Here is a 24,501-nt window from a genome sequence, read left to right as displayed (position 1 = left end):
CTTATTTTTCTTATCACGGGCGGGCCTTCCGTTGCCTAGGGTTAGTTCATGCCTCATATTCTATACCGGCTGTCAATGCGTAAGTTCTACAGTTGTCATTCTTGCATAGACCGTTGCTGGTATTAAGTTAAGATTCGCCCTGGCCCTTTGGTAGCGCTCAGGACTAAAGGCTTTGTCGAAGCCTGTCATGAGCTGGCCGAATGGGGCTCACCACGAACGGCTTAACTTAATGTCAATGGCATAGCTCATAGAAACGATATAAAACCGGTATGTTATGCTTTTCATCAATTAAACAACCGGCAGAAAGCAGTGCAACTGACAGAAACAGATAATCAAGCCTATTTCGATAAAAACAAGGCACGGGAAAAAATTTGTGCAAGCTGGCTAAAAGCGCAAAGCAAAACCATTCGTAAAGCCGTGTTATCGTCCGCTATAGCCGGAATTGCTAACGGTTTGGGCGTGATTGTGCAATCGGCCGCATTGGCTTATATCCTGCAAGCCGTCATTATCGACAAGCTGCCGTGGGCGTCGTTAACTGCGCCGTTTATCGTGCTGGCCGCTGTTTTTATATTGCGCAGCCTTTGCGTTTATTGGCAGCAAACTTCGGGATTTGAAGCCGGAGCGGAAGTCAGGGCGTCGGTCAGGCAGCAGTTGCTCGACAAGTTTTTAGCGTTGGGGCCCGCCGCGATCAAACAACGGCAAAGCGGTGAATTGGCAGCCGTTATATTGGAACAGGTCGATGCGCTGGAAAACTATTTCTCGCGTTATTTGCCGCAGCAAATCATCGTCGGCGTCTTGCCTGTGGTCATGATTATCGCGGTCATGCCGGTCAATTGGGTCGTCGGCTTGATTTTTTTAATTACCGGGCCGCTGGTGCCGGTTTTTATGGCTTTAATCGGCATCGGCGCGGCTTCCGCGAACCGCAGCCAGTTTTTGGCGATGGCGAGAATGAGCGGTTATTTTCTGGATCGCTTGCAAGGATTGGCGACATTAAAACTGTTCGGGCAAGCGCACCGGGAGCTGACCAACATCAACAGCATGGCCGACGGTTTTCGGGAAAAAACCATGGCAGTATTGCGCATTGCGTTTTTGTCTTCGGCAGTGCTGGAGTTTTTCAGCGCGGTTGCGGTTGCGCTGGTGGCTGTGTATGTCGGCTTGGGCTTGCTGGGAATGATTCATTTCGGGCCGGCCGAGAAGATCAGTTTAAGCGAAGCGCTGTTTGTTCTGTTGCTTGCGCCTGAGTTCTTCATGCCGCTCAGGCAATTGGCGATTAATTATCATGACCGGGCCGCCGCATTGGGCGCGGCCGACGCCATTCTGGCGATATTGGAGCTGGATGCCGAGCAAGGCGGCGCATCAATCGCGAACCACGGCGGTTTCCTGATCGAATTTAATAATGCCGGTAAATATTATGGTAGCCGCCAAGTTTTGAAGGACATCAACCTGCAGATTGCGGCCGGAGAAAAAATCGCGTTGGTCGGCGAGTCGGGGGCCGGAAAAACGACGTTGTTAAACTTGTTATTAGGTTTTGAGCCGGCAAGCGAAGGTCAAGTATTGCTTAACGGCCAAGCGGTTAACCGCGAGCAGGCCGCGAAAGCCGTCGCCTGGGTAGGTCAAAACGCTTACATCTTCCACGGCAGCATCAAAGACAATATCGCTCTGGCTGAGCCCGACGCATCCGAACAACGCATTTTTAACGCGGCCCGGGCGGCCGGCGTTACCGAATTTAGCGAGAAATTGCCCGAAGGCTTGCAGACAGCGGTTGGCGAACGCGGCTACGGCTTGTCGGGCGGGCAGGTGCAACGGATCGCGTTGGCCCGGGCGTTTTTAAAAAATGCCGCCATTGTGTTGCTGGATGAGCCGACCGCGAATCTCGATGCGGCCAATAAAACGCTGCTGCTGGATGTGATCGATAAACTGTTTGCCGATAAAACCCTGATTATCGCCAGCCATGACCCGGAAGTGGTTCAGCGCATGAAGAGACGGATAGCGTTACGGCAAGGACGGTTGGTGTTATGAAAGATTTACAATTTTTCCTGAGACTGTTCAAACCCTATAGCGGTTGGCTGGCGGGCGGCATTTTGCTGGCCTTGCTGACCGCATTGGCTGCAATCGCACTATTAACCTTATCCGGCTGGTTCATCAGCGCTTCGGCGATAGCCGGATTAATCGCTATCGACGGCAATACGCTGGCTTTCAATTTTATGCTACCGGCCGCGCAAATACGCGCGTTGGCGATTACCCGCACGTTGGGCCGCTACGGCGAGCGGGTCGTAACCCATGAAGCGACTTTTCGCGTATTGGCCGGAATACGCAGTTGGTTTTTCCAGCAGTTGATACCGCTGGTTCCTGGCCGTTTGTCGGCGATGCGCAGCGGCGATTTATTATCACGGATGACGGCGGACATCGACGCACTGGATGCGCTGTATTTGCGCTTGCTGGCGCCTGCCGCGGTCGCGGCGGTTGGTATTATTTTTGTCAGTATTTTCCTGGCGTTCTATGCGCCGGCCGTCAGCTTGGTTAATGCACTGATGCTGGTTATTGCCTCGGTATGGACGCCGTGGATTTTTAACCGTCTAGGACGCGGCGGAGCCGAGGAAATCGTCATCCTGGCCGCGAATTTCCGGATTCGGCAGCTTGACTTGATCCAGGGGCTGGCGGATTTAATCGCCAACCGAGCCTACGGACGGTTTAGCGGCTTTCTTGGGCAATTTTCCGATTTGATGATTAACGTTCAACGCCAGAATAACCGCTTGTCGGCGGTTTCCTCCGCGTTCACGTTATTGCTGTCGCAACTGACCTTGTTGATCGCATTGGTGTTGGCGGCGCTTGCATTTAACGAGGGGCAGCTGTCAGGGCCGGATGCGGCGTTGGTGGTTTTTTGCGTGATTGCGGCTTTTGAATTAGTCATGCCGCTGCCGCAAGCCATGCAAATGCTCGGAAAAACGCAAAAAGCCGCCCGCCGCATCAGGCAGGTCAGCGAAATGCCGCCGGCTGTCGCCAAGCCGGACCGGCCATTGACATTGCCGACGCGTTACGATTTGCAACTGGACGGCGTAAGTTTTAGTTATTCGGAGCAACAGGGCAGGGTGCTGGACAATATCAGCCTGGCTATTCCTCAAGGCGGCAAGATCGCGATTGTCGGCCCTAGCGGTTCAGGCAAGACGAGCTTGTTGCAGCTGATCATGCGTTATTACGATCCCGAACAAGGCAGTGTGTTAATGGCCGGGCAAAATATCGCTCAATTCGATGCCGATGAAATGATCAGCTGTTTTGGCGTGTTGTCGCAGCGCAGCCAATTGTTTGCGGCGACGATTAAAGAAAATCTGTTGCTTGCGAAGCCGGATGCCACGGCAGCGGAACTGAATGCTGCGGTTAAAGCCGCAGGACTGGAGAATTTTATCGCTTACTTGCCGGAAGGCCTTGAGACCTGGGTTGGCGAAAGCGGCGTCAAAGTATCGGGAGGCGAGGCGCGGCGTATTGCGTTGGCGCGGCTTTATCTTAAAAATGCGCCGATATTGATTTTGGATGAGCCGACCGAAGGCTTGGACAGCGATACCGAACGGGATGTATTTAAAGCGTTGGCGGACTTTGCGAGCGATAAAACCGTGATCATGGTGACTCATCGCGGAGCCGGGCTGGGCTTGGTCGATGTCGTTTACCGGATGGGGCAAGGCTGTTTAGTCTTAATTAATAACTGATTGCACCGAAGGTTATTTATCCTTTTCAGTAAATCACTTCATCGCATTTAACGTGCAAACAAAAGACTTATAGCCAAAGGCCATAAGTTTCGTTTGAGCAGCCAGGCTGCTCAACTCAGCTTTATAGCCAAAGGCCATAAGTTTCGTTTGAGCAGACAAGCGGCCTAACTCAGCTTTAAAAATTTGCCATACCCGCTTTTTTAGTTAGAATGCAACGCCTTTACAGCGTCAATTCGTATTGGAAGGGGTATCGAGTGTAGCGTTCCGCCTGGAGCGCATCATTCGGCCGGATAGGAAGAAAGCTTAATGGAATAGTCTTTCTTCCTGAATCTTAAAGCTGAGTTGAGCGGCGGTCCGCTCAAACGAAACTTATGCCCTTTGGGTATAAGTACCAAACAGGCTTACGGATAAGTTGAATGAGCTCGGGGAAAGCTTATTCAAAAACGCTACATCCTTATCCGCATAGCCTGTATAACAATAATAAAGAGAATCTACCTATGTTTAACATCAGAACTGTCGCCCTAGCGGCTACATTTATCTTGTCGATAGGACCAGTCATTGCCGATCCATCGTCAACTGCCGTAACGTCTCAAACCGCCGGTCAAGCTTGTCCGACCGGCGAGTACGATGCTAATTATCCGGGCGTCCCGGCGCAATGCGTTAAATGCGCCGCTCCCGGTTGTCCCTCCTGTCACAGTGAGCGAACCAAAGAAACCGTCGCCGACACGACCGCCGCCGAGCGTAACTGTCCCCCCGTCAAACCTCACTGAGCCAGGAGATAAGCATGTTTAATTTTACTACCCGTACCACCCTGCTGGCGCTGGCCGCAGGTTTAAGTTCAATGCCGGCGTTGGCCGAGACCTACGATGTCCCGCCCGATCCGGCCTGTGTTTACCGGGAAACCGATCTTAAAACCTACGGCGGCCAATTATTCAAAGCGCCGGAGGAAGTCAGGTCCGTTAACGGCCAGCTCAACGTCAATCTGAATGTCACTTTTACCGATCCGGCTAAAACCAAAATCGCCGGTTGCGGCGTAACGCTACGTTCTTATAACGGCAATCTGATCGGCCCGACCTTGCGCGTCAAGCCCGGCGACACGTTGAATATCACGCTGAACAACCAGTTGGACCCGACCGGCAAAGCCAAGCCCGAAGAAGTCTGCAACAATCCGCACGATACGTTCGGCGGCTCGCCGTTGCCCGATAAATTCAATTGCACCAACCTGCACACCCACGGCATGCACGTTTCTCCGAGCGGCAACGCCGACAATATCCTGGTCGTGGTGCCGCCGGTTCCGTACAAAAACTCTAAAAGCAGTAGTCTGAGCCCGAACCCGCGGCAGATCAAAATCGAAATCCCGAAAAATCACAGCCCCGGCACTTACTGGTATCACCCGCATGTGCACGGTTCGACCGGCGTGCAGGTCGGCAGCGGCATGGAAGGGGCGATCATCGTCGAGGACGATCTGGAAAAAACGCCAAAAGCTATCAACATAGCCAGCGACATCATGCATGAAAAAATCTTCATGCTGCAAACCATTCCTTACGACGACACCGGCAAAGTCAACGACTTTCTGGCCTTGGGCGACGACCGGGCATTCGTCCGCAACCGTTACCTGCTGGTCAACGGCCAGATTGCGCCAACCATCAAAATGCATCCGGGCGAAGTGCAGCGCTGGCGCTTTATCGACAGCTCGTTCAACCGCACGATGCAGCTGACCCTGGAAAAACACAACCTGAACGAAATTGCGGTCGACGGCAACTACCTGAGCCAAGTGGACACCTGGGTCAACAACTGGGAGCAAAAAGATTATTGTTGCACCGGCAAATGGGACCAGGAAAAAACCTTTAAGCTGAAACGGCAGGCCGTTGAAGTCATACCCGGCAGCCGTAGCGACGTGTTGGTGCAAGCCAGCAAAACGCCCGGCCGTTACAAACTGATGGCGGACACTTACATCACAGGCCGACTCGATCCAACTATCGCCAGCTATACAAACTATGTCGTCGCCTATGTCGATGTGGAAGGCGACCCGGTTGCCGACACCGGCCTGCCGACCAACGAGGAAATGGCAACACTGTATCCTTATAAAGACATCAAGAACAGCAACGTCAAATACAACCAGATCGCCACGTTCAACCGCGACCAGCCTTTAGGCGGCAACGACGGCGGCATCGCCTGCAACCCGGAACGGGATAAAACCCCATGCTATCCGATAGGTTTCCAGGTCAACGGCCATGTGTTCGACGCCAACCAGCCGCGTTATCTGGAACTGCGTCCGAGCGCCGAAGAACTGGCAAGAAACAAGGAAGACGAAAACGGCCCGCAAACCGGTACCGACAGTTGGATCATCAGCTCCGTCGATCCGAGCCGCAACCACGTATTCCACATCCACACCAACGACTTCCAAACCACCCGCACCGACCCGCAAGGCAAAACGGAAACGCTGTGGCGCGACAGTTTGTTGGTCAAGTACGGCCAGCCGCAAACCATCCTGACCCGGTATGAAGATTTCGAAGGGACTACGGTGCTGCATTGCCATTTGTTATCCCATGAGGATATGGGGATGATGCAGGTGATTAAGTTTGAAAAGAGGGGGGCGGGGATGGCTGGGCATTGAAAGGCTGAATTTTAATTTTTCTTATCGTTCCCACGCCAGCGTACCCTCTGGGGCATAAATGGGAACGCAGTCAGGGAGTGCTAGGGTACGCATTGCGTACCCTAGCTACCCATCCTCTCACGATAATGATCATCCCCTTTAAAAGGAATGTTATGTCAATTGATTTTGATGTTGTTATAGACTCTCCAGAGCATTCCATCGATATGAAATCAGGCCTTGAAACATTGCAGGGCGTTTCTGAAACTACTCGATACATAGCTGAGACAGTGCTAACTGGAAATATAGTTAAAAAACAATTCCATACGAGCAAAATAAGAACCATATTAAAGCAAAGCTTTAAAGGGTCTTATGGTCATATTTATAGCTTAGATATCTATGATGAAAAGCTGGAGAAGAAATTTAGAAAAATTGGCCAAGCTATTTTTTCAGAGATAATGACATATTTTATAAATGAGTCATTATATTTGGAAACCAGAGAGTTATCCGAAAAGGCTCAAAATATAATAGATACGCTTGGCGAAAAAGCTGAAGGCTTGATCAAGCAGCTACGAGTATCGTCTTTAGAAAATGTTCATGAAATATCTACAAAATTCGGCCATGACGTAAAGTTAAGGTATAGAAAAAGTAGAGTTAGCCAGACAACGCTTGCTATCTTTAACAAATCGACGCTGCAAGCACTTCAAGCGGAAGAATCGAGCGATATATTCGATGTGAGAGTCAGTATTACGAGGTTGAATATCAATACTGGAAACGGCCGCTTGTTGTTAAAAGATACTACCGAAACAGTAGCATTCGGATTCGGTATTGAATATAAAGCTGTAACATTAGAAGCCAAGAAGAAGTTTTCTGAGAATTTAAACCACAACAATGGGTTGAATAGTGAAGACTGGATTTACCTAAAGATTGAAGTTAAACCTATCAAGCTAAAAGATGGAAAAATAGTTAAATACATTGTTAAAGGATTTTACAATGATTGATAGGTATATAGTTGCGGCTGCGATTGCAATTTTTACGGTGGCCATCTCCTACATTGTGAATTTCTTTTTTAAACTAAATTACACAATTTCCAATGATCCGGCTGTGTGGGGGCAACTTGGAGATTATTTTGGCGGCTTATTAAATCCAACTCTAAGTTTTATGTCGTTAGTGCTTCTTATTAAATCTCTGCGACTACAAAATGAAGCTAACGAAAGTTTGAGACGAGAACTAAAAAATAGTGAAAAAACCGAGAAGATCCGCTCTTTTGAAACGCTATTCTTTAATATGATTAACTCTCAGAAGTCCTCGTTCGATTCATTTAAGATTGAAGTGAATACTAAGGCCCCAGACGTCTTTATATATGGCATAGAAGCTGTAATCAAAATCGAAGATGAAATAAAAGAACTAAGACAGCAATGTCAAGATGATAAGTTAATCAGTAAGTTTCTGGAAGACATTGATTTAAATGACCAGATTTTTTCCCTTACTAGATGTTTTTACATAATTGTCAGAATGATCACAGAAAAACTAAGTGATGACAATGGCTTCAGTGAAGAAGATAGAAAATCGCATCTATTGGCACTGGTAAATTTTACGGATTTTTCATTATTAAGGTTGATCATGATTAGTATGCAGTTCATGAAATATCAGTCAACCGAGTATTTAAGAAATAATAATGATTTTAATGCAGTGCTGGATGAGGTTAGTCTTTCTTACAGTTTGTATTAAAAAATCGAAGTAACGAGGGTTGAGCAACAGCTTTATCGTTGCCCAGCATTTCGGCATTTCATAAAGGAAAATCTATCGCCATATCGAAATATCGTAATGTTGGGCATAAAGGGTGTGCCCAATCTATAGCTAATAATTTGATATTATTTGATATTCAATACATTAACCGTAGTTCGCCGCGCACTTCGATGTAGCCGTGGCGAACCGCTACTTTGTCCGATCTTCCTTTCCAGGCTCATGTCAATTCAGCCCATTAACCATCTCAGGCATGATTAACTCAACGGAAGGGAAGTAGGTACTAAACCGTCCCCGGTCACGAGTGATCAATGAGTAGCCGGATACTGCGGCATGAGCACCGATAAAAAAATCCGGCAGCACATTGCCTTTTTCGCCCTTGCGTTTTTTGTATTGCAAAAACGCTTTTCCGGCCAAAAATAGAGCTTCTCTCGGAATAGGTTTGATGGGAAAGCCCAGAGACTCAAATAAAGCTTCCACTTCTTCAATGCGCTGAAAGCCTACCGAGCACTCCGCGTAAATAATCGGATTGATGACCATTGTATTGTGTTGATCCAGCCGCTCCAGGGTTGCAGCGCTCCATTCGAACCAAGCGCTTTCAGGGGCGGCCAGATCGGTAACGATACAGCTGTCGATCAGGATGACGGCCATGATTCGCCACGTGTCAAGGCCATGATTTCATCGGTGCTCATCGTCAGTTTGCCAGCTTTATTAGCGGTCCGGAATCGGCTAGTTTTTTTCTGATAGGATTCGGTTTTGGCAATATACCAACGCCCGTTTTCATCTTGCAGGAATTCAATCTCGGATTGAGCGGGCAGAATGCCCATGCTTTCCCGAACATTTTGAGGAATGGTTACCTGGCCTTTACTGGTTACGCGCATAGTGATCACCGGTTTTATTACGTAATACCTGAATGGTAATACTTTGTTAGCGGTAAAGTAAACAAGGCTGGCGGTTTCTTATATTGTTGTCGAACAAAATACCGGTTTGCATGTAGTTGGTTTTTTATGATGTTCCGAATTGCTGTATCCACAGCTCTTTCTGGACGCTGCCCGATTTGCTATAGTGGTGGGATATGACATTCGACCACGATCCCACCTTTAATCTCATCTCTATGGTTCAACTCCCCGTAAGTCTCTGGAAAAGCGCTTTAGACGGCGCTAGCGATGAAATATATCTTGTCGATCAGCATGGATTTATTCACTACGCCAACAATGCCGCAGTGGCGTCGACCGGTCTTAATGAGGCGCAGCTTGTAGGCCGCCCAATTGCGAATCTGGAAACGAACGCCACACCTATTGACTGGACTTCTCTCTGGGCAGATCTTGTTCGGGTAGGTTTTGTGCGCCTGGAGGTCCAACGTCAAGACGTTGAGGGGAACGACTATTTGGCTGAGTGGCGGATAACTCTGGTCCGGCACGAGATCGGGATGTTTGCTTTGATTATGGCTTCCAGCCTTTTGAAGCGGCCCAATGTCGAGACGGCCGATAATCGTAAGACCATGGTGGCTAATGCGATCAATCAGGTGTTGCAAGATACTATTAATCCCCAGACCGACAACGAGATTGGCGAGCTATGGCTGAAGATGGCCGAGGATATGACGGGCAGCAAGTACGGCTTTGTCGGGGAGATCAACGAAGAAGGGAAGTACGATGCCCTGGCGCTAAGCGATCCCGGCTGGGACGCTTGCAGGATACCCGGCACGAATAAGACAAAACTTATCATGAACATGGTCTTCCGGGGATTTTGGGGACACCCGGTCACTACCGGGGAATCGATTATCGTCAACGAGCCGGATCAACACCCGCAGAGCGTTGGGCGGCCGGAAGGCCACCCGCCGTTAACCGCTTTTCTCGGCGTTCCGATGAAGCACAACGGCAAGGTTGTCGGCATGTTTGCGCTTGCCAATAAGGAGGGTGGTTATGACGAAGAGGACGTGAAGTGCGTCGAGCTTTTGGCCATGTCTTTTGTCGAGGCCCTGCTAAGGCGGCGGATGATGGTCAGGGAGAAGGATCTCCATGAGGCCCGCGACGCCTCGCTGAAGGACCCGCTTACAGGTCTTTATAATCGCCGCTTTTTTGACGAATTTCAGCGCAATTTAGGCTTTGAAAAGAAGACCGCTGTGCTCGCTTGCGATGTGGACCATTTTAAGGCGACCAACGATACTTATGGTCACGCGGTGGGTGACACGGTGTTGAAGGAAGTGGCTGCGATCATGATGAAGTGCGTGCGGGAATCCGACTATGTAATTCGTATCGGCGGCGAAGAGTTCGTGATCCTTATTCAGGAATCATCCGACGACGTAGCACTGATCACGGCGGAGCGGATCCGCCGGATGCTTGCAAGGTACGTATTTTGTGCGGCATCGGATGAATTCAATAAAACCATCTCTATCGGAATCGCCATGTTTCCCGAGGATGCGGACAGCCTTTCCGGCTGTTTAGAGCTCGCTGACAAGGCGCTGTATCAGGCCAAAGAGGAAGGACGGGACCGGGTGGTGCGGTATGTTGCTTAGGATTTGGCTTTAAGTGCAAAAAAGCGTAGTCCACGAAAAGCACGAAAGACACGAAAAGACTAGGCAGACCTTTCTGGTTTTTACTGGAGCCGCTCCCGACGGCTCCAGCATTTCTGATCTCCATGGATGGAGGAAATGCCGAGGACTGCCGGGAGCAATCTCGGCCGTCCTCCATGGCAGTCGGTCGCACCGGTTCCCTACCGATTGCGACACTCCCGCCCTCCATGGCAGTCGTAAAACCTGGAAGGTCTAACCGGCAAAATTCCAGCCGCGGCTCGCACCCCATCGATTTAAAATTTGCCGATTGGAATTACGCGGCATTACCGACCTCGGGTTCTATACAATCTTCATCCACAATGTTTGCAATAACAGTCAATAAAGTATAAGTTCTACAAAGTTATTGAAAAAAATTCTATACTGATTGGGGTGATGTAAAAAACGATAAGCTGAAATGGTGGCAGCCACTATGAACGGTAAGTTTTTTAGCTCAAACATTGATCAACAATCTTGGCCGATAATCCGCCAGTTCGTTCTCCTTTGGATGCTGTTAACGCTGGCTTTGGTCATTGCTTTTGAAAGTATCTATAAGGCCCAAGAAAGATCAATGCTGGACTTCGTTCATAATGAAGAGCTCCAGGCCATCAAAGTGGCTAGTCAATTCGTCACTGAAGAATTGCGCATAGTGCATGACGATATGTTTTATCTAAGAGATCAGCCGGTGTTGCGCGATTGGCTCGAACGGGAATCCTCCCCCAATCAGGATCGTTTGAGTTCCGATTTGCTGACTTTTGTTAAATACCGGGAACTTTATGACAGTATCCTGTTTGTAGATACAAACGGTAAGGAAAAAGTACGTATTAGTCGAAACCGGGGGCAGCCGGTTATTGTGCCGGGAAGCGAGTTGCAGGATAAATCCAGCCTCTATTTTGTTGAGCAAGCGTTAGCGCTGAATAAGGACAATATCTACATTTCTTCATTCGATCTTACCATCGAACACAATAAGATCGAGCAACCTATCAAGCCTGTGATCCGGTTTGGCACGCCGGTATTCGATCAACGGGGACAAAAACGCGGCATTATCCTGCTTAACTATCGAGGACAGAGGGTAATTGACCGGTTTCGAACCATTTCACAGCAAGCTATCGGTAGCTTATGGCTACTTAACGACAAAGGTTATTGGTTGGTCGGCGACCGCCCCGAGGATGAATGGGGCTTTATCTATCCGGGGCGTAAAGATAGATCTTTCGCTAATGACTATAGCGAGGCCTGGTCCGCTATGATGGCCAATCCCGAGCAAACGCAGTTTGACGTTAACGGCGATTTATTTACTTATGGCGAGATTTTGCCGAAAACGCTGTTTGGAGATATTCCTGAACGAATCGTTAGCGGCGACCGGCGCTGGCTATTAGTCGCCCGCGTGCCGTTCGGGACATTCATGGTAAAGAATGTGATGGGAGTCAGGATACTGGCTTTTATAGCGTTATTCTTGTTATTAGGCGTAGTCAGTTGGTTCACCGCTCATTACCGTATCCGGCGGCGGCAAATAGAAGAACAAGTGCGTATCAGTGAAACGCGTTTTCGCGGCTTGGTGGAGTCGGCGCCCGATGGGATTGTGATCGTGAATAAAGAAGGGTGCATCATATTGGTTAACGTGCAGGCCGAACGGTGGTTCGGCTATAGCCGTGATGAGTTACTGAACCAGCCGATCGAATTATTGATACCGGAGCGTTTCCACGTCAACCATCGGCAGTATCGGCAAGCTTATACAAAAGATCCGGTAGTACGCCCGATGGGAGTCGGCCTTGAATTGTTTGCACGGCGTAAGGATGGCAGCGAAATCCCGGTGGAAATCAATCTAAGTCCGTTAAAGATTGGGCAGGAGCTGTTTATCATCAGCATTATTCGCGATATTACCGGGCGTAAACAATCCGAACAGGCGCGGCGCGAGGCGCAAGCCAAGTATCAAGAACTGGTTAATAATTTGCGGGTGGGCGTTTACCGCCACGCGGCAACATCGGATGGATGCTTCCTGGAGGTTAATCCGGCCATTGTCGAGATGTTCGAAGCGGAGTCCGCCGAGCAATTACAAAAATATCCTGTCAATAAGTTGTGCCGGGAGCCGGGTTGCTGGCGCGAGTTTATACATAAAGCCAGGCAGAAGGGCTATATCGATAACGAAGAAATCCCGCTGGTGACGTTAAAAGGGCGGGAGTTTTCCGCATCCGTTACGGCCGCTATAAAAAAAGACAGCGCCGGCAATACCTGTTTTGACGGCATTATAGAAAATATCACCGAGCGCAAAGCTGTTGAACAGCGCATACAGCAACTGAACAAAGCCTTGCGTGAGCGCGCTACGGTTCTTGAATCGGTCAATCACGAGCTCGAAGCTTTCAGTTATTCCGTTTCCCATGATTTGCGCGCGCCGTTGCGTGCGGTGGACGGTTTTAGCCGTATTCTGCTTGACGAATACGCCGACCGGTTGGATGAGACAGGCCGGGACCGGTTGAGGCGGGTACGTGCCGCTGCCCAGCGCATGGCAACGCTAATTGATGACATGCTTAAATTGTCGCGCATCACCCGGTCCGAGCTGAAACGGGAAGACGTCGATTTAAGCGCGTTAGCCAACGAGGTCATCGATGAATTGCGCAGGCTGGAACCGAACCGGGTTGTGCAATGTACGGTACAACCGGGCATTAGCGCTTGGGGAGACGCCAGGTTATTACGCATCGTATTGGACAATCTGTTGGGTAATGCTTGGAAGTTCACCAGCCAGCAGCCTGATGCGCATATTGAATTCGGCGTGCAAGCCCGGAGCGATCAGACGGTCTATTTCGTGCGCGACAATGGCGCCGGTTTTGACATGGCCTATGCCGAGAAATTGTTCGGCGCTTTCCAGCGTCTGCATGACGCCAGCGAATTTCCCGGTACCGGTATCGGCCTAGCCACAGCGCAACGAGTCATTCACAAACACGGCGGGCATATCTGTGCCGAGAGTGAGGTTGGCAAGGGAGCAACTTTTTATTTTACGTTGGAGGCGCGGGAGGATTTATGAATCCTAAAGTTATTTTGTTGGTCGAAGACAACCCTGACGATGAGGTGCTTACCCTGCATGCTTTTGAAAAAAATAACATAGATTATCCTATCGTCGTCGCTCACGACGGCGTCGAAGCGCTGGATTACCTGTTCGGCACCGGAGCTTACGCCGGGCGCAATCCCGATGATTTGCCGCTGGTTGTACTGCTGGACCTGAAACTGCCGAAGGTCGACGGTTTGGAGGTGCTGCGCCGGATTCGCGCCAACGAAGGCACGCGCTTGCTGCCAGTGGTTCTGCTGACTTCGTCGAATGAAGATGAGGATAGGCTTAAAGGTTATATGCTGGGCGCGAACAGTTATGTCCGCAAGCCGGTCGATTTCGACGAGTTCGTTCGGGCTGCCGGCCAGCTTGGGCTTTACTGGATAATGTTGAATCTGCCGCCGCCGCATTGTTTGGATTGTAGAAAAAGGTGACGTTATGCTGAAACGGATAAATACAACACAGCCGTTACGAATACTGATTGTTGAAGATTCCGAAGACGATACTTTACTGCTGGTCGATCAATTGGAGATAGACGGGGGGCAGTCTGTCGATTGGCATCGGGTTGAGACCGAGAAAGCCTTGGCCGACGCGCTGCAACAAACTTGGGACATCGTGCTGTCCGATTATACGATGCCGCACTTAAGCGGCATGCGCGCCCTTGAAATGGTCAGGCAGTACGACATCGATCTGCCTTTTATCTTTGTGTCCGGTACGATCGGTGAAAACACGGCCGTCAAAGCGATGAAGTCCGGCGCTCAAGACTACGTGATGAAAGGCAACCTGTCGCGCCTGGCGCCGGCCGTGGCGCGCGAGCTTGAGGAAGCCCAGCAGCGGCGGGAGCGCCGTAAAGCCGAGCAAAGGTTGCGGATACTGTCCCTGGTTGTAGAGCAGGCAGCCGACAGCGTGCTGATTACCGATCCCGGCGGCACTATTCAATATATCAACCCGGCTTTCGAGCGCATGACCGGATATCAGCGGGACGAAATCATCGGCAATAAGCCTTCATTGTTGAAATCCGGCCGGCACGATCAGGTTTTTTACCGGTCTATCTGGCAAACGGTGACCAAGGGCGAGATATTCAGGGGAACGTTGATCAATCGCCGAAAGGACGGCGAGCTGTTTTACGAGGAGAAGATTATCACGCCTTTGAAAGACGAGCAGGGGCAGGTGATGCATTTGGTGTCCACCGGCAGGGATATTACCGAGCGCGTAAAAGCCGAAGAAGCGCGCGATCAACTGGTGGCTATTTTGGAAGCGACGACCGACTTGGTCGCCATTCTCGATCCCGACGGTTGCCTCCATTACCTGAACAATGCCGGTTATCGCATGCTGGGCCTCGATCCTAAGCTGGACCTTGGCAAATTTTGCCTGACAGAGCTGTTTCCCGAACGCATCAAGCAGCAATTGCAGAGCGAAGCGTGGCCAACTGCCTACCGTACAGGCAGTTGGTCCGGAGAGACCGCCTTACGCCGTATCGACGAAATAGAAGTTCCGGTATCGCAAGTCCTGCTGGTGCATCGCGATGCAGCGGGCAATGTCGAATACCTGTCCACGATTGCGCGCGATATTTCCGAACGCAAACGTTTCGAAGCCGAATTGCAGCACCAGGCTACCCACGATACGCTGACCGGTCTGCCGAACAGGGTCTTGTTGATGGACCGCTTGAACGCGGAAGTGGAGCGCGCGCGGCATGCCAATAATTCCGTTGCGGTATTGTTTCTGGATATGGATAACTTTAAAAGGATCAACGACAGCATGGGGCATGCCGTCGGTGATGCGTTGCTTCAGCAGATTGCCGACCGGCTGCAAGCCGCTTTGCGTCCTAACGATACGATTGCCCGTCACGGCGGTGACGAGTTCGCGATCATAGCCGGCGACCTGGCGCGCTCGGAAAACGTATTGGCCGTGTTAAGGAAGGTTTATGCGGTTTTTGAGCGGCCGATGTCGTTAGGCGCGCAGGAAGCTTACATCACCTTTTGTACCGGTATCGCTATTTATCCTCATGATGGCGCCGGCGTTGAAGATTTATTGCGCAATGCCGGTACGGCCATGTACCGGGCTACCTTGGCCGGACACAACCAATACCGTTTTTATGCGCCGGATATGAATGCGCGCAGCCATGAACTGCTGACGTTGGAAACGGATTTGCGCCTGGCTTTTAAGCGTAGCGAGTTTTTGGTCTATTACCAGCCTAAAGCGGATTTCAGCACCGGCCGAATTACTGCGATGGAAGGGCTAATCCGTTGGCGGCATCCGCAACGTGGCCTGGTACCGCCGGCCGGTTTTGTGGCTATGCTGGAAGAGTCCGGGTTGATTATCCCGGTGGGCGAATGGATGCTGAGCCAGTCCTGTGTCGAATTTAAGAAAATGGAGCTTGAAGACATGCGTATTTCCGTTAACGTCTCGGCGTCCCAGTTCAGCGATCCGGAATTATTGCGCAAGGTAAGCCGTATCATGAAGCAGGAAAACATGCCGCCGAATGCGTTAGAGCTGGAGGTAACCGAGAACATCGTCATGCAGGACCCGGCCGCGACAGCCGATACGCTGAAAAAACTGAGAACTCTGGGGGTTCGGATTGCGATTGACGATTTTGGTACCGGCTATTCATCGTTGTCTTATCTGAAGCGTTTCCCGTTGGATGCGCTTAAGATCGACCAGAGTTTTGTCCGCGATTTGACCCACGACCCCAACGACGCCGCTATTGTTGAAGCCAGCATTACGCTGGGCAAGAAGCTTGGTCTCGAAGTTGTCGCTGAGGGCGTGGAGACGAGAGAGCAATTTGAATTTCTGCGCGATCATGGTTGCGATCTGGCCCAGGGTTATTATGTCAGCCGGCCTTTATGCCGGTCCGATTTGATTGATTTGTTAGAGAAAGAACGGCGCTGGTGAGCAGCCCAATTAAAATTTATCGATTATCTGAATAGTGATAGCATTGGCTTACATTGCTGGCAGTATTGGCTTACATGAAGCTGTGTTTAGCTGGCCGGTATTTAAAAATATCGGCAAATAATCCAGTCACTAAAACGAGATTGATTGATGAATAAAATAATAAATAATAACGGCTTTACTGCGCTTGAACTGTTAATTGTCATTGCGATTACCGGCATTCTAGCTGCCGTAGCCATCCCATCGTTTCAGAGCATGATAGAACAAAACCGTTTGAAACAGGCGCTGGAATCGGTTAAGTCGGATTTGGAATTAGCGCGGACCAGGGCGATTAAAACCAACAGCAACGTCGTTTTTTCACTTAGGAGCGCGTCTACGAGTGCAGGGAATTGGTGTTACGGTTTAACAACCAAGGCAGCAGGTTGCGATTGTACGCAAGCCGCTAACGCAGGAGCCGGTTGCGAGATCAAACTTGTTTCAGCGGCGGCCGATTTTGCCACTATCAAGTTTGGTAGTGCAACGCAATACCATATCACTTCTGACTTCAGACGCGGAACGGCAAGCGGTGCAACATTTCCGCTAGAGCTCCCGTTTTCTTCAGCAAGTTTATATGGAGCGAGCGTCTATCTTAGCGAAGTCGGGCGAGTCAGGATTTGTGCCCCTTTCGCGACGGCAACGGGCGAAACCGCTCTACCGGGGTTAACGTGTTGAGCCGATAACCACTATATCCGTTGCTGCCGTTATTTTGAACTCGAGATAATGCGGTCTTATACCCAAAGGGTATAAGTTTCGTTTGAGCGGACGAGCCGCTCAACTCAGCTTTATCAGGATATAGCATACAAAGCCGTGGCGCTTTGTTAACGTAAGTGGGCGATACTTAAAAAAGCCAAGCAGTTCTACCTGCTTGGCTTTGCGGGTTGGTATATTGAATCTTATGTTCTGAAATAATTATTTTCGATTGTCGGACGCACCGTACGGAATCGGGGAATTTGGTTTTAGAATAATCGGCCTGCAGGGAGACCTTCCAGGTTTTTAAAACCTGGAAGGTCTGATCGCAATGTGCTTAATAGACGAAGTCTAGTCCCGTTCTGCGCCGTATAGATGATAGCGGCTCTTTCCGGCCAGCTTGGCGGCATGCTGAAGTAGAGTACGTTGTGCGTATTCTACGGTTTATCAAGCGCTCTTGGCGACGGCGGCGTTTATCAGGTTATCGACTTCATTGGCTGTTGCCGCGAATTCGTCATCGACAGGGCGGGCTGCGTATTCGGCAACGCCAACCGACGCCTCGACCGTCAGGCCGGGCGCTTTAACTTGCTGTGAAATGCCGTTTTTAATCTGCCCGGCAAGCCGTTCGGCTTTTTTCAACGGCGAACCCGGCAGCGCGATCAGGAAGTCTTGCTCGCCGATTCTCGCCGCAATATCGACGCCGGCCCTGATGTCGTTCTTGAAGCAATCGGCCGCGCCGCGCAATATCGCGTCCATTTCGTAGTCGGGCAGGTCGTTATGCCGGGTTTTAAAATCCTTCAAGCTGATAAAAAGCACAGAAAAAGGAAAGCCGTTGCGTTTGGAGTTTTCGACTTTTTCCTTTAACCGGCCCAACATCGTTTCTTTGGTCATTAACTGGGTTAACGGATCTAGCGGGATATGTTCCCTGTCCCAGGTTTCCTGGGCTTCCAGCCGCAGCACGTTGATAATGCCCAATGAGCAGGCCAGCAATAATCCAAGTATCCAAGTGAAGTACCACATAATAATCTCCTAAATAACCGTATGATCGTTCTGGTGGATATGTTCCGGCGTTATCTTGCCGCGCAATATCCGGAATACCCAGGTGGTGTATGCAAGAACGATCGGTAAAAAAATCAGCGTAGCCAGCAACATCAGTTTTAGCGTGGTCAGGCTGGAACTGGCGTCCCAAATCGTCAATGAGCTGTTCAACATTGAGCTTGACGGCATCAGGAACGGAAACATCGATACGCCCGCGGTTAAGATGATTGCTGTCAATGTTAATGAGCTGGCGATAAAGGCCAGCCCCGGACGTTCAATTTTCGATAGCACAATGGTTAGCGCGCCGGCAATAAAAGCCAGGGCAGGGATAATCGACAGTACGGGATAATGCTCGTAGTTATCCAGCCATAATCCCGGTCCTTTCTGAACAATTTTTGCCAATGGATTGGACGGTGCATTAGGTAGAATTTCAGAGCTGATATGGTAGCCGTCAATATTCGCAACCCAAATGCCTGCCGCGGCAAAAAGAGCCAGCGTCACGATTGCGGCGACCGGAACTACTTTTTTGCAGCGCCGGTTAATGTCGCCGCCGGTTTTGAGCTGCAAATACACCGCGCCGTGCATAACCAGCATCGATAAGCTAACCAGTCCGGCCGCCAGCGCAAACGGGTTTAATAACGCCCAGAATGAACCGGTGTAAAAGATGCGCATATCGTTATCCAAATGAAACGGCACGCCTTGCAATAAGTTGCCGAATGCGACGCCAAAGATCAATGACGGTACAAAGCCGCCGACGAACAACGCAATGTCCCAATTGTTGCGCCATTTTGGGCTGGGTAACTTGCTGCGGTAATCAAAGCCTATCGGCCGCAAAAACAACGCAAACAAAGTCAGCAATAACGCAAAATAAAACCCCGAAAAAGCCACCGCATAAGCGATAGGCCAAGCCGCAAATAACGCGCCGCCTGCGGTGATGAACCAGACTTGGTTGCCTTCCCAGACAGTACCTATCGAATTAATGATGACGCGGCGTTCGGTATCGTTTTTGCCTAAAAAGGGCAAAAGAACGGCTACGCCCATATCAAAGCCGTCGGTGATCGCAAAGCCGATCAACAGAGCCCCTAATAAAGCCCACCAGATCAAGCGCATGGTTTCATAATCAAGAATCATAGTGATGCTCCTGTGGCGATTTCAAAATGGTAACGGCCTTTATGCAGGCTGCTCGGGCCTAACTTGATGAACTTGAGCATCAAGAACATTTCGATGATTAAAAATACCGTATATAAGCCGATGTAGCCTGCCAAGCTCAGGTAAATGTCCAGCTCGGTCAGGGATGACGTACTTAAGAACGTCGGTAAAACTTCCGCAATAGTCCACGGTTGACGGCCGAACTCGGCTACAAACCAACCCAGTTCAGAGGCTATCCAGGGTAAAGGCATCATGTACAGGCTGGCGCGTAACAGCCAATCCTGCCGGCATTTACGGATTGAGCTGGCTATCACAGCAAAGACGAATATCGCCAGCATAATAAAGCCGCAAGCGACCATGATCCGGAACGTCCAGAATAAAGGCACGACTCTGGGGATCGAGTATTGCGTTGCCAATTCTATTTGTTGCGGAGTCGCGTCGACGACGTTTTCGGTATAGCGTTTTAGCAACAGGCCGTAACCCAAATCCTGCTTGTAACGGTCAAATTCGGCACGGACATTGGCGTCTTTGCTGCCGCTTCTTAACGTTTGCAACAAGGCATAAGCTTTCATGCCGTTACGAATACGCAAGCGGTTTTTATCCAGAATTTCCGATAAACCGGTAATTGGCTCATCGATAGAGCGGGTACCGATCAAGCCTAACACCCAGGGGATTTTTATCGCGTAATCTGTTTCCATGGCTTCCTGGTCCGGTATGCCGATAGCTGTAAATGCGGCCGGTGCCGGTTCGGTGTGCCATTCGGCTTCAATCGCGGCCAGTTTGGTTTTTTGGACTTCGCCGGCGGTATAGCCGCTTTCATCGCCCAACACGATGACCGACAGGATGGCTGCCAGACCAAAGCCGGCGGCGATGGTGTAAGAGCGTTGCGCAAAAGCCGCGTCGCGGCCTTTCAGCATATAGTAAGCGCTGATGCCCAACACGAAAACGGAAGCCGTGGTGTATCCGGCGGCCACGGTATGGACGAACTTAACCTGGGCGGCCGGATTAAACAGCAGCTCGCTAAAGCTGGTGATTTCCATGCGCATCGTTTCGTAATTGAAGTTAGCGCCGGCAGGAAATTGCATCCAGCCGTTAGCGACCAGAATCCACAAGGCCGATAAATTGCTGCCAAACGCGACCAGCCAAGTCACCAGCAAATGCTGGCCTTTGCCTAGCTTATCCCAGCCGAAGAAAAACAGGCCGACAAAGGTGGATTCCAGAAAAAACGCCATCAAGCCTTCGATGGCCAGCGGCGCGCCGAAAATATCGCCGACATAATGAGAAAAGTACGACCAGTTCATGCCGAACTGGAATTCCATCGTCAGGCCGGTCGTCACGCCCAGCGCGAAATTGATGCCGAATAGTTTTCCCCAAAACTGGGTCATATCCTTGTAAATTTCCTTGCCGGTCATGACATAGGTCGATTCCATGATCGCCAGCAAAAACGATAAACCTAATGTCAACGGAACAAACAGAAAATGGTAAAAAGCAGTTGCTGCGAACTGCCAGCGCGATAAATCAACCACAGATTCTGAGATCATATTTTTCCCCTATGCATTGCCGTCCTGTAGACCGGAACTTGAGATAAATGACATTGGCTGCGATATCTTCCAATGTCTTTTTTTAAACTTGAAATAATTGTATTTTTTAGTTGCTTAACCTCACAAAACTGATATTGGAAGTCTACATTTGACCGCTTTACGATTTTGATCGACATCACAAGCATAGACTGTTATTAAGTAAAAAACCTGATGAGTTATAAACAATACATTCAAGGCGTTCCTCGTATGAATTTGATTTCAGCTTGGCAATTTTGGCCTTGTGCGTTAAGAAAGAACCGTGTTATTGTCTATTAACGATTTCTAATATACTAGTTTATTTTTTAAGTTGCTCGGTATTTTTGTCTGATCGGTGATGGGTTGTTTTTCTGTTCAGTGTCGGTACCGGTTTACTTTTACGGGGATTTTCATTGATTTAAAGTCAATTGAAAAATGTAGGCACACAATAATAACTCGATGAGGAAAGTATCATGGCACGTATTGTAATTCTAGGCGCAGGCATTGGCGGCGTACCAATGGCTTATGAAATGAAAGAAACGGTAGGAAAAAGTCACGATGTTATCGTGATTTCCGATACCCCGACTTTTCATTTTGTTCCGTCCAATCCATGGGTACCGCCCAAATGGCGCAAGCCGGAAGACCTAAAGATCGAGCTGGCGCCGGTCATGAAAAAGAAAGGCATCGAATTCATTCAAAAAACCGCAACCAAAGTCGATCCGCTCAATAACCAAGTCCTGCTGGATGACGGCTCGGCCGTCGCTTACGACTTTTTGGTCATCGCGACCGGGCCGCGTCTGGCTTTCGATGAAGTTCCAGGCCTAGGGCCGGAGGGGTATACCTCGTCGGTTTGCCATGTCGATCATGCCGAAGTTGCGGTAAAAGATTGGGACAAATTCATGGCAGATCCGGGCCCGGTTGTTATCGGCGCGGTTCAGGGCGCGTCCTGTTACGGTCCCGCGTATGAATATCTGATGATTATTGAAACCGAGCTGCGCAAACGGAAAATTCGCGACAAAGTGCCGATGACTTTCGTTACCGCGGAACCTTATATCGGTCATTTGGGCTTGGGCGGCGTCGGCGATACCAAAGGCCTGCTGGAAAGCGCGTTGCGCGATAAGACCATCAAATGGATAACCAACGCCAAGGTCGACAAGATCGAGGATGGCATGATGTTTGTCACAGAAGTCGATGACGACGGCAAGGACAAGAAAAAACATCAACTGCCGTTTAAGCATTCAATGATGCTGCCGGCTTTTACCGGCGTTGACGCGGTACGCAATGTCGGCGTCGAAGGCTTGGTTAATCCGCGCGGCTTTGTTCTGGTCGACGAGCATCAGCGCAACAAAACGTTTAAAAATATCTATTCGGTCGGCGTTTGCATCGCGATTCCGCCGATTGAGCCGACGCCGGTACCGGTTGGCGCGCCAAAAACCGGCTATATGATCGAATCGATGGTGACCGCGACCGCGCATAATATTGCCGACGAATTGGAGGGCAAGGAACCGAGCCACAAAGCGACCTGGAATGCGTTATGCCTGGCCGATTTCGGCGATTCCGGCGTGGCCTTCCTGGCTAAGCCGCAAATTCCGCCGCGTAATGTGACTTGGTCTGCCGAAGGCAAATGGGTGCATCTGGCTAAAATCGGTTTCGAGAAATATTTCATGCGTAAAATCAGGAAAGGTATCAGCGAGCCTTTTTACGAGCGTTGGATGCTTAAATTAATTGGCATCGTTCGATTGAAAGGACACTAACATGACTATCGATCGCGTTGTTTTTGCGGTGGCCGGCAGCTTTATTTTGATCAGCCTGCTGCTGGCGCATTATCATTCCGAATTATGGTTGTGGTTTACCGCTTTTGTCGGGGCCAATTTGTTGCAATCGGCGTTTACCGGATTTTGTCCTTTGGCAATTATTCTTAAAAAGCTGGGCATTAAGTCGGGCTGTGCGTTTTGACCCGCTCGTTCCCAAGCTCTAGCTTGGGAATGCCGTTCGGGAAGCTCCAGCTTCCCGAAACACTGAAAGCTGGAGCTTGGGATCCAGCGCAAAAGTCCAAAAGGCTTTTGCCACATTCTTAACAGGTACGTGAAGATGATGCTTAAAACAATAAGAAACAATCTGGCATTAACTCTATTACCGATACTGATGCTATCGAGCGAGTCAGCCTTAGCGGATCATGTTTCTCAAAATACTACGAATAAAACAGCGCCGGAAAAACCAGTCGCCCAATCCCTCACGCTGGAACAGGCTATCGATTATGCCTTATCGAACAATCCCGATCTGCAAATTGCAACGGAGCGCATCAGTCAGGCCGAAGCTCAATTAGGCGTGGCGTTATCCGCGTTTTATCCGCAAGTCACCGCCAAGGTCGGCTACGATCACTCCAACAATCCCGCACAAGTCTTTTCGATGATCGTGGCGCAAAGGGATTTCGGTCCCAACTCGATCAACAATATTAATGATCCCGGTTACCGGCAAAATTTTCGCCCTGAAATCATCGGCAAGTTGTCCTTGTTCCGCGGCGGCCAGGATTATCACAACAGTAAAGCGGCCGAACTGGGCATCAGCGCGGCGGAGTTTGAACGCTCAAGCGTGCGCAATGCGTTGATTGAAGCCGTAACCGCCTCCTATTACGCATATTTGGCCGCGCAAGAGGCCCAAAAAGTCGCCCAGGATTCCATTTTGGCGATTGCCAGCGAGTTAAAGCTGACAAGGCAACGCTACGAAGCCGGAACCGTGCTGAAGTCCGATGTGTTATCGCTGGAAGTGAAGTCGGCTGAAGCGCAGGAAGCGCAAATCAGGGCCGCCAACGCTATCGATTTAGCCAAAACCGGCATTGCCACATTGCTCGGCTTGCCGGTGGATCAAGCGTTTGTTGTTACGTCGGCTTCGTCAATGTTGCCCGCACCCAAGTTGGCGTCATCGTATAACGACTTGCTTGATCTAGCGGTGACGCAACGCCCGGAAGTTAAAGCCGCCGCCAATCAGGTGGAAATCGCGCTGGCCAAGTTAAAGAGCGAGCAGGGCGCTTATTTGCCCAAGGCGGATGCTTATGTCAGCTACGGCCAAAACAGCCAGTCTCCGGGATTTTCCGGCAGTAAAGACAACGTCACTGCCGGCGTCAGCGTCGAAATGGATTTGTTTTCCGGCCTGGAAACCAAGAATCGCGTCAGCGCGGCGGAACGAAAAGCCGCCGAAGCCCGCGAAACCGAACGTAAAACAAAATTGGCTATCGAGCAGGAAGTTAAAACCGCTTTCCTGAAACTGGAAGAAGCCTTGGCGCGAATGCGCGTAACCGAAGCTTCTGTGGCCGCCGCCGACGAGGCCTTAAGGTTGGTCAATGAACAGCGGCGCGCCGAAACAGTGACGATTACCCGCTATATCGAAGCGGAAGCGGCCCGGAATAAAGCCCACTCGAACACGATTGCAGCGCATTACGATGCGTTGAGTGCTGAAGCGGCATTGAAAAAGGCTGTCGGTGATTGGAAATAAATAATGATTAACAGGGCATTTAT

At 50.1% G+C, this 24,501-nt stretch carries 19 protein-coding genes; 14 read left to right on the top strand and 5 right to left on the bottom strand.

Annotation, left to right across the window (positions count from 1 at the left end):
- Positions 1-309: 309 nt before the first annotated feature.
- From cydD to EKO24_RS04350, 6 genes are all read left to right on the top strand, one after another.
- Complete coding sequence (gene cydD, locus EKO24_RS04375) at positions 310-2,019, top strand: thiol reductant ABC exporter subunit CydD (RefSeq protein ID WP_161990568.1); 1,710 nt, start codon at positions 310-312, stop codon at positions 2,017-2,019.
- Positions 2,016-3,701 (top strand): thiol reductant ABC exporter subunit CydC, encoded by a 1,686-nt coding sequence (gene cydC, locus EKO24_RS04370; protein WP_127030333.1) that lies wholly within the window; start codon positions 2,016-2,018, stop codon positions 3,699-3,701. Before cydD ends, cydC begins: the two co-directional genes overlap by 4 nt.
- A gap of 497 nt (positions 3,702-4,198) precedes the next feature.
- Positions 4,199-4,471: a hypothetical protein gene (locus tag EKO24_RS04365; protein WP_127030334.1), complete on the top strand. Its 273-nt coding sequence runs from the start codon at positions 4,199-4,201 to the stop codon at positions 4,469-4,471.
- 14 nt (positions 4,472-4,485) lie between these two features.
- A complete protein-coding gene (locus tag EKO24_RS04360) occupies positions 4,486-6,318 on the top strand; it encodes a multicopper oxidase family protein (RefSeq protein ID WP_127030335.1) in 1,833 nt (610 codons plus the stop codon).
- Between the two features lie 152 nt (positions 6,319-6,470).
- The gene (locus EKO24_RS04355; protein WP_127030336.1) at positions 6,471-7,295 is read left to right on the top strand and encodes a hypothetical protein; all 825 of its coding nucleotides are present in this window, start codon (positions 6,471-6,473) and stop codon (positions 7,293-7,295) included.
- Positions 7,288-8,025 (top strand): hypothetical protein, encoded by a 738-nt coding sequence (locus EKO24_RS04350; protein WP_127030337.1) that lies wholly within the window; start codon positions 7,288-7,290, stop codon positions 8,023-8,025. Before EKO24_RS04355 ends, EKO24_RS04350 begins: the two co-directional genes overlap by 8 nt.
- Before the next feature lie 240 nt (positions 8,026-8,265).
- Here EKO24_RS04350 and EKO24_RS04345 read toward each other — a convergent pair whose 3' ends face one another.
- Together EKO24_RS04345 and EKO24_RS04340 are read right to left on the bottom strand one after the other, a co-directional pair.
- Positions 8,266-8,691 (bottom strand): type II toxin-antitoxin system VapC family toxin, encoded by a 426-nt coding sequence (locus EKO24_RS04345; RefSeq protein ID WP_127030338.1) that lies wholly within the window; start codon positions 8,689-8,691, stop codon positions 8,266-8,268.
- The gene (locus EKO24_RS04340; RefSeq protein WP_127030339.1) at positions 8,676-8,921 is read right to left on the bottom strand and encodes an AbrB/MazE/SpoVT family DNA-binding domain-containing protein; all 246 of its coding nucleotides are present in this window, start codon (positions 8,919-8,921) and stop codon (positions 8,676-8,678) included. The genes EKO24_RS04345 and EKO24_RS04340 overlap by 16 nt, the downstream gene beginning before the upstream one ends.
- Before the next feature lie 194 nt (positions 8,922-9,115).
- Here EKO24_RS04340 and EKO24_RS04335 point away from each other — a divergent pair, with 194 nt between their 5' ends.
- The 5 genes from EKO24_RS04335 (at position 9,116) to EKO24_RS23070 (ending at position 17,228) form a co-directional block, all read left to right on the top strand.
- On the top strand, positions 9,116-10,555 hold the full coding sequence (locus EKO24_RS04335; RefSeq protein WP_127030340.1) for a sensor domain-containing diguanylate cyclase: 1,440 nt from the start codon (positions 9,116-9,118) through the stop codon (positions 10,553-10,555).
- A gap of 604 nt (positions 10,556-11,159) precedes the next feature.
- Positions 11,160-13,607, top strand: a complete 2,448-nt coding sequence (locus EKO24_RS04330; RefSeq protein WP_241674392.1) for a sensor histidine kinase — start codon at positions 11,160-11,162, stop codon at positions 13,605-13,607.
- A complete protein-coding gene (locus EKO24_RS04325; protein WP_127030342.1) occupies positions 13,604-14,062 on the top strand; it encodes a response regulator in 459 nt (152 codons plus the stop codon). Before EKO24_RS04330 ends, EKO24_RS04325 begins: the two co-directional genes overlap by 4 nt.
- Positions 14,063-14,066: 4 nt before the next feature.
- Positions 14,067-16,520, top strand: a complete 2,454-nt coding sequence (locus EKO24_RS04320) for an EAL domain-containing protein (RefSeq protein WP_241674391.1) — start codon at positions 14,067-14,069, stop codon at positions 16,518-16,520.
- 147 nt (positions 16,521-16,667) lie between these two features.
- Complete coding sequence (locus EKO24_RS23070) at positions 16,668-17,228, top strand: GspH/FimT family pseudopilin (RefSeq protein ID WP_127030349.1); 561 nt, start codon at positions 16,668-16,670, stop codon at positions 17,226-17,228.
- A gap of 462 nt (positions 17,229-17,690) precedes the next feature.
- Here EKO24_RS23070 and cydX read toward each other — a convergent pair whose 3' ends face one another.
- Genes cydX through EKO24_RS04300 form a run of 3 tightly spaced genes read right to left on the bottom strand, consistent with a single transcriptional unit; the run spans position 17,691 to position 20,971 of the window.
- Positions 17,691-18,263 (bottom strand): cytochrome bd-I oxidase subunit CydX, encoded by a 573-nt coding sequence (cydX, locus tag EKO24_RS04310; RefSeq protein ID WP_127030344.1) that lies wholly within the window; start codon positions 18,261-18,263, stop codon positions 17,691-17,693.
- A 9-nt stretch (positions 18,264-18,272) separates the two neighbouring features.
- Positions 18,273-19,412, bottom strand: a complete 1,140-nt coding sequence (gene cydB, locus EKO24_RS04305; protein ID WP_127030345.1) for a cytochrome d ubiquinol oxidase subunit II — start codon at positions 19,410-19,412, stop codon at positions 18,273-18,275.
- Complete coding sequence (locus EKO24_RS04300) at positions 19,409-20,971, bottom strand: cytochrome ubiquinol oxidase subunit I (protein WP_127030346.1); 1,563 nt, start codon at positions 20,969-20,971, stop codon at positions 19,409-19,411. The genes cydB and EKO24_RS04300 overlap by 4 nt, the downstream gene beginning before the upstream one ends.
- 488 nt (positions 20,972-21,459) lie before the next feature.
- On the opposite strand from EKO24_RS04300, the gene EKO24_RS04295 reads away from it, so the two are divergent.
- The 3 genes from EKO24_RS04295 (at position 21,460) to EKO24_RS04285 (ending at position 24,478) form a co-directional block, all read left to right on the top strand.
- Positions 21,460-22,740, top strand: a complete 1,281-nt coding sequence (locus EKO24_RS04295) for an NAD(P)/FAD-dependent oxidoreductase (RefSeq protein WP_127030347.1) — start codon at positions 21,460-21,462, stop codon at positions 22,738-22,740.
- A 1-nt stretch (position 22,741) separates the two neighbouring features.
- Positions 22,742-22,942: a YgaP family membrane protein gene (locus EKO24_RS04290; protein ID WP_127030348.1), complete on the top strand. Its 201-nt coding sequence runs from the start codon at positions 22,742-22,744 to the stop codon at positions 22,940-22,942.
- Between the two features lie 135 nt (positions 22,943-23,077).
- Positions 23,078-24,478: a TolC family protein gene (locus EKO24_RS04285; protein WP_241674390.1), complete on the top strand. Its 1,401-nt coding sequence runs from the start codon at positions 23,078-23,080 to the stop codon at positions 24,476-24,478.
- Positions 24,479-24,501 lie beyond the last annotated feature (23 nt).

The organism is Candidatus Methylobacter oryzae, assembly GCF_003994235.2.
In the GTDB taxonomy this organism is placed as follows: domain Bacteria; phylum Pseudomonadota; class Gammaproteobacteria; order Methylococcales; family Methylomonadaceae; genus Methylobacter_A; species Methylobacter_A oryzae.
This window is presented reverse-complemented; position numbering and strand designations above follow the sequence as displayed.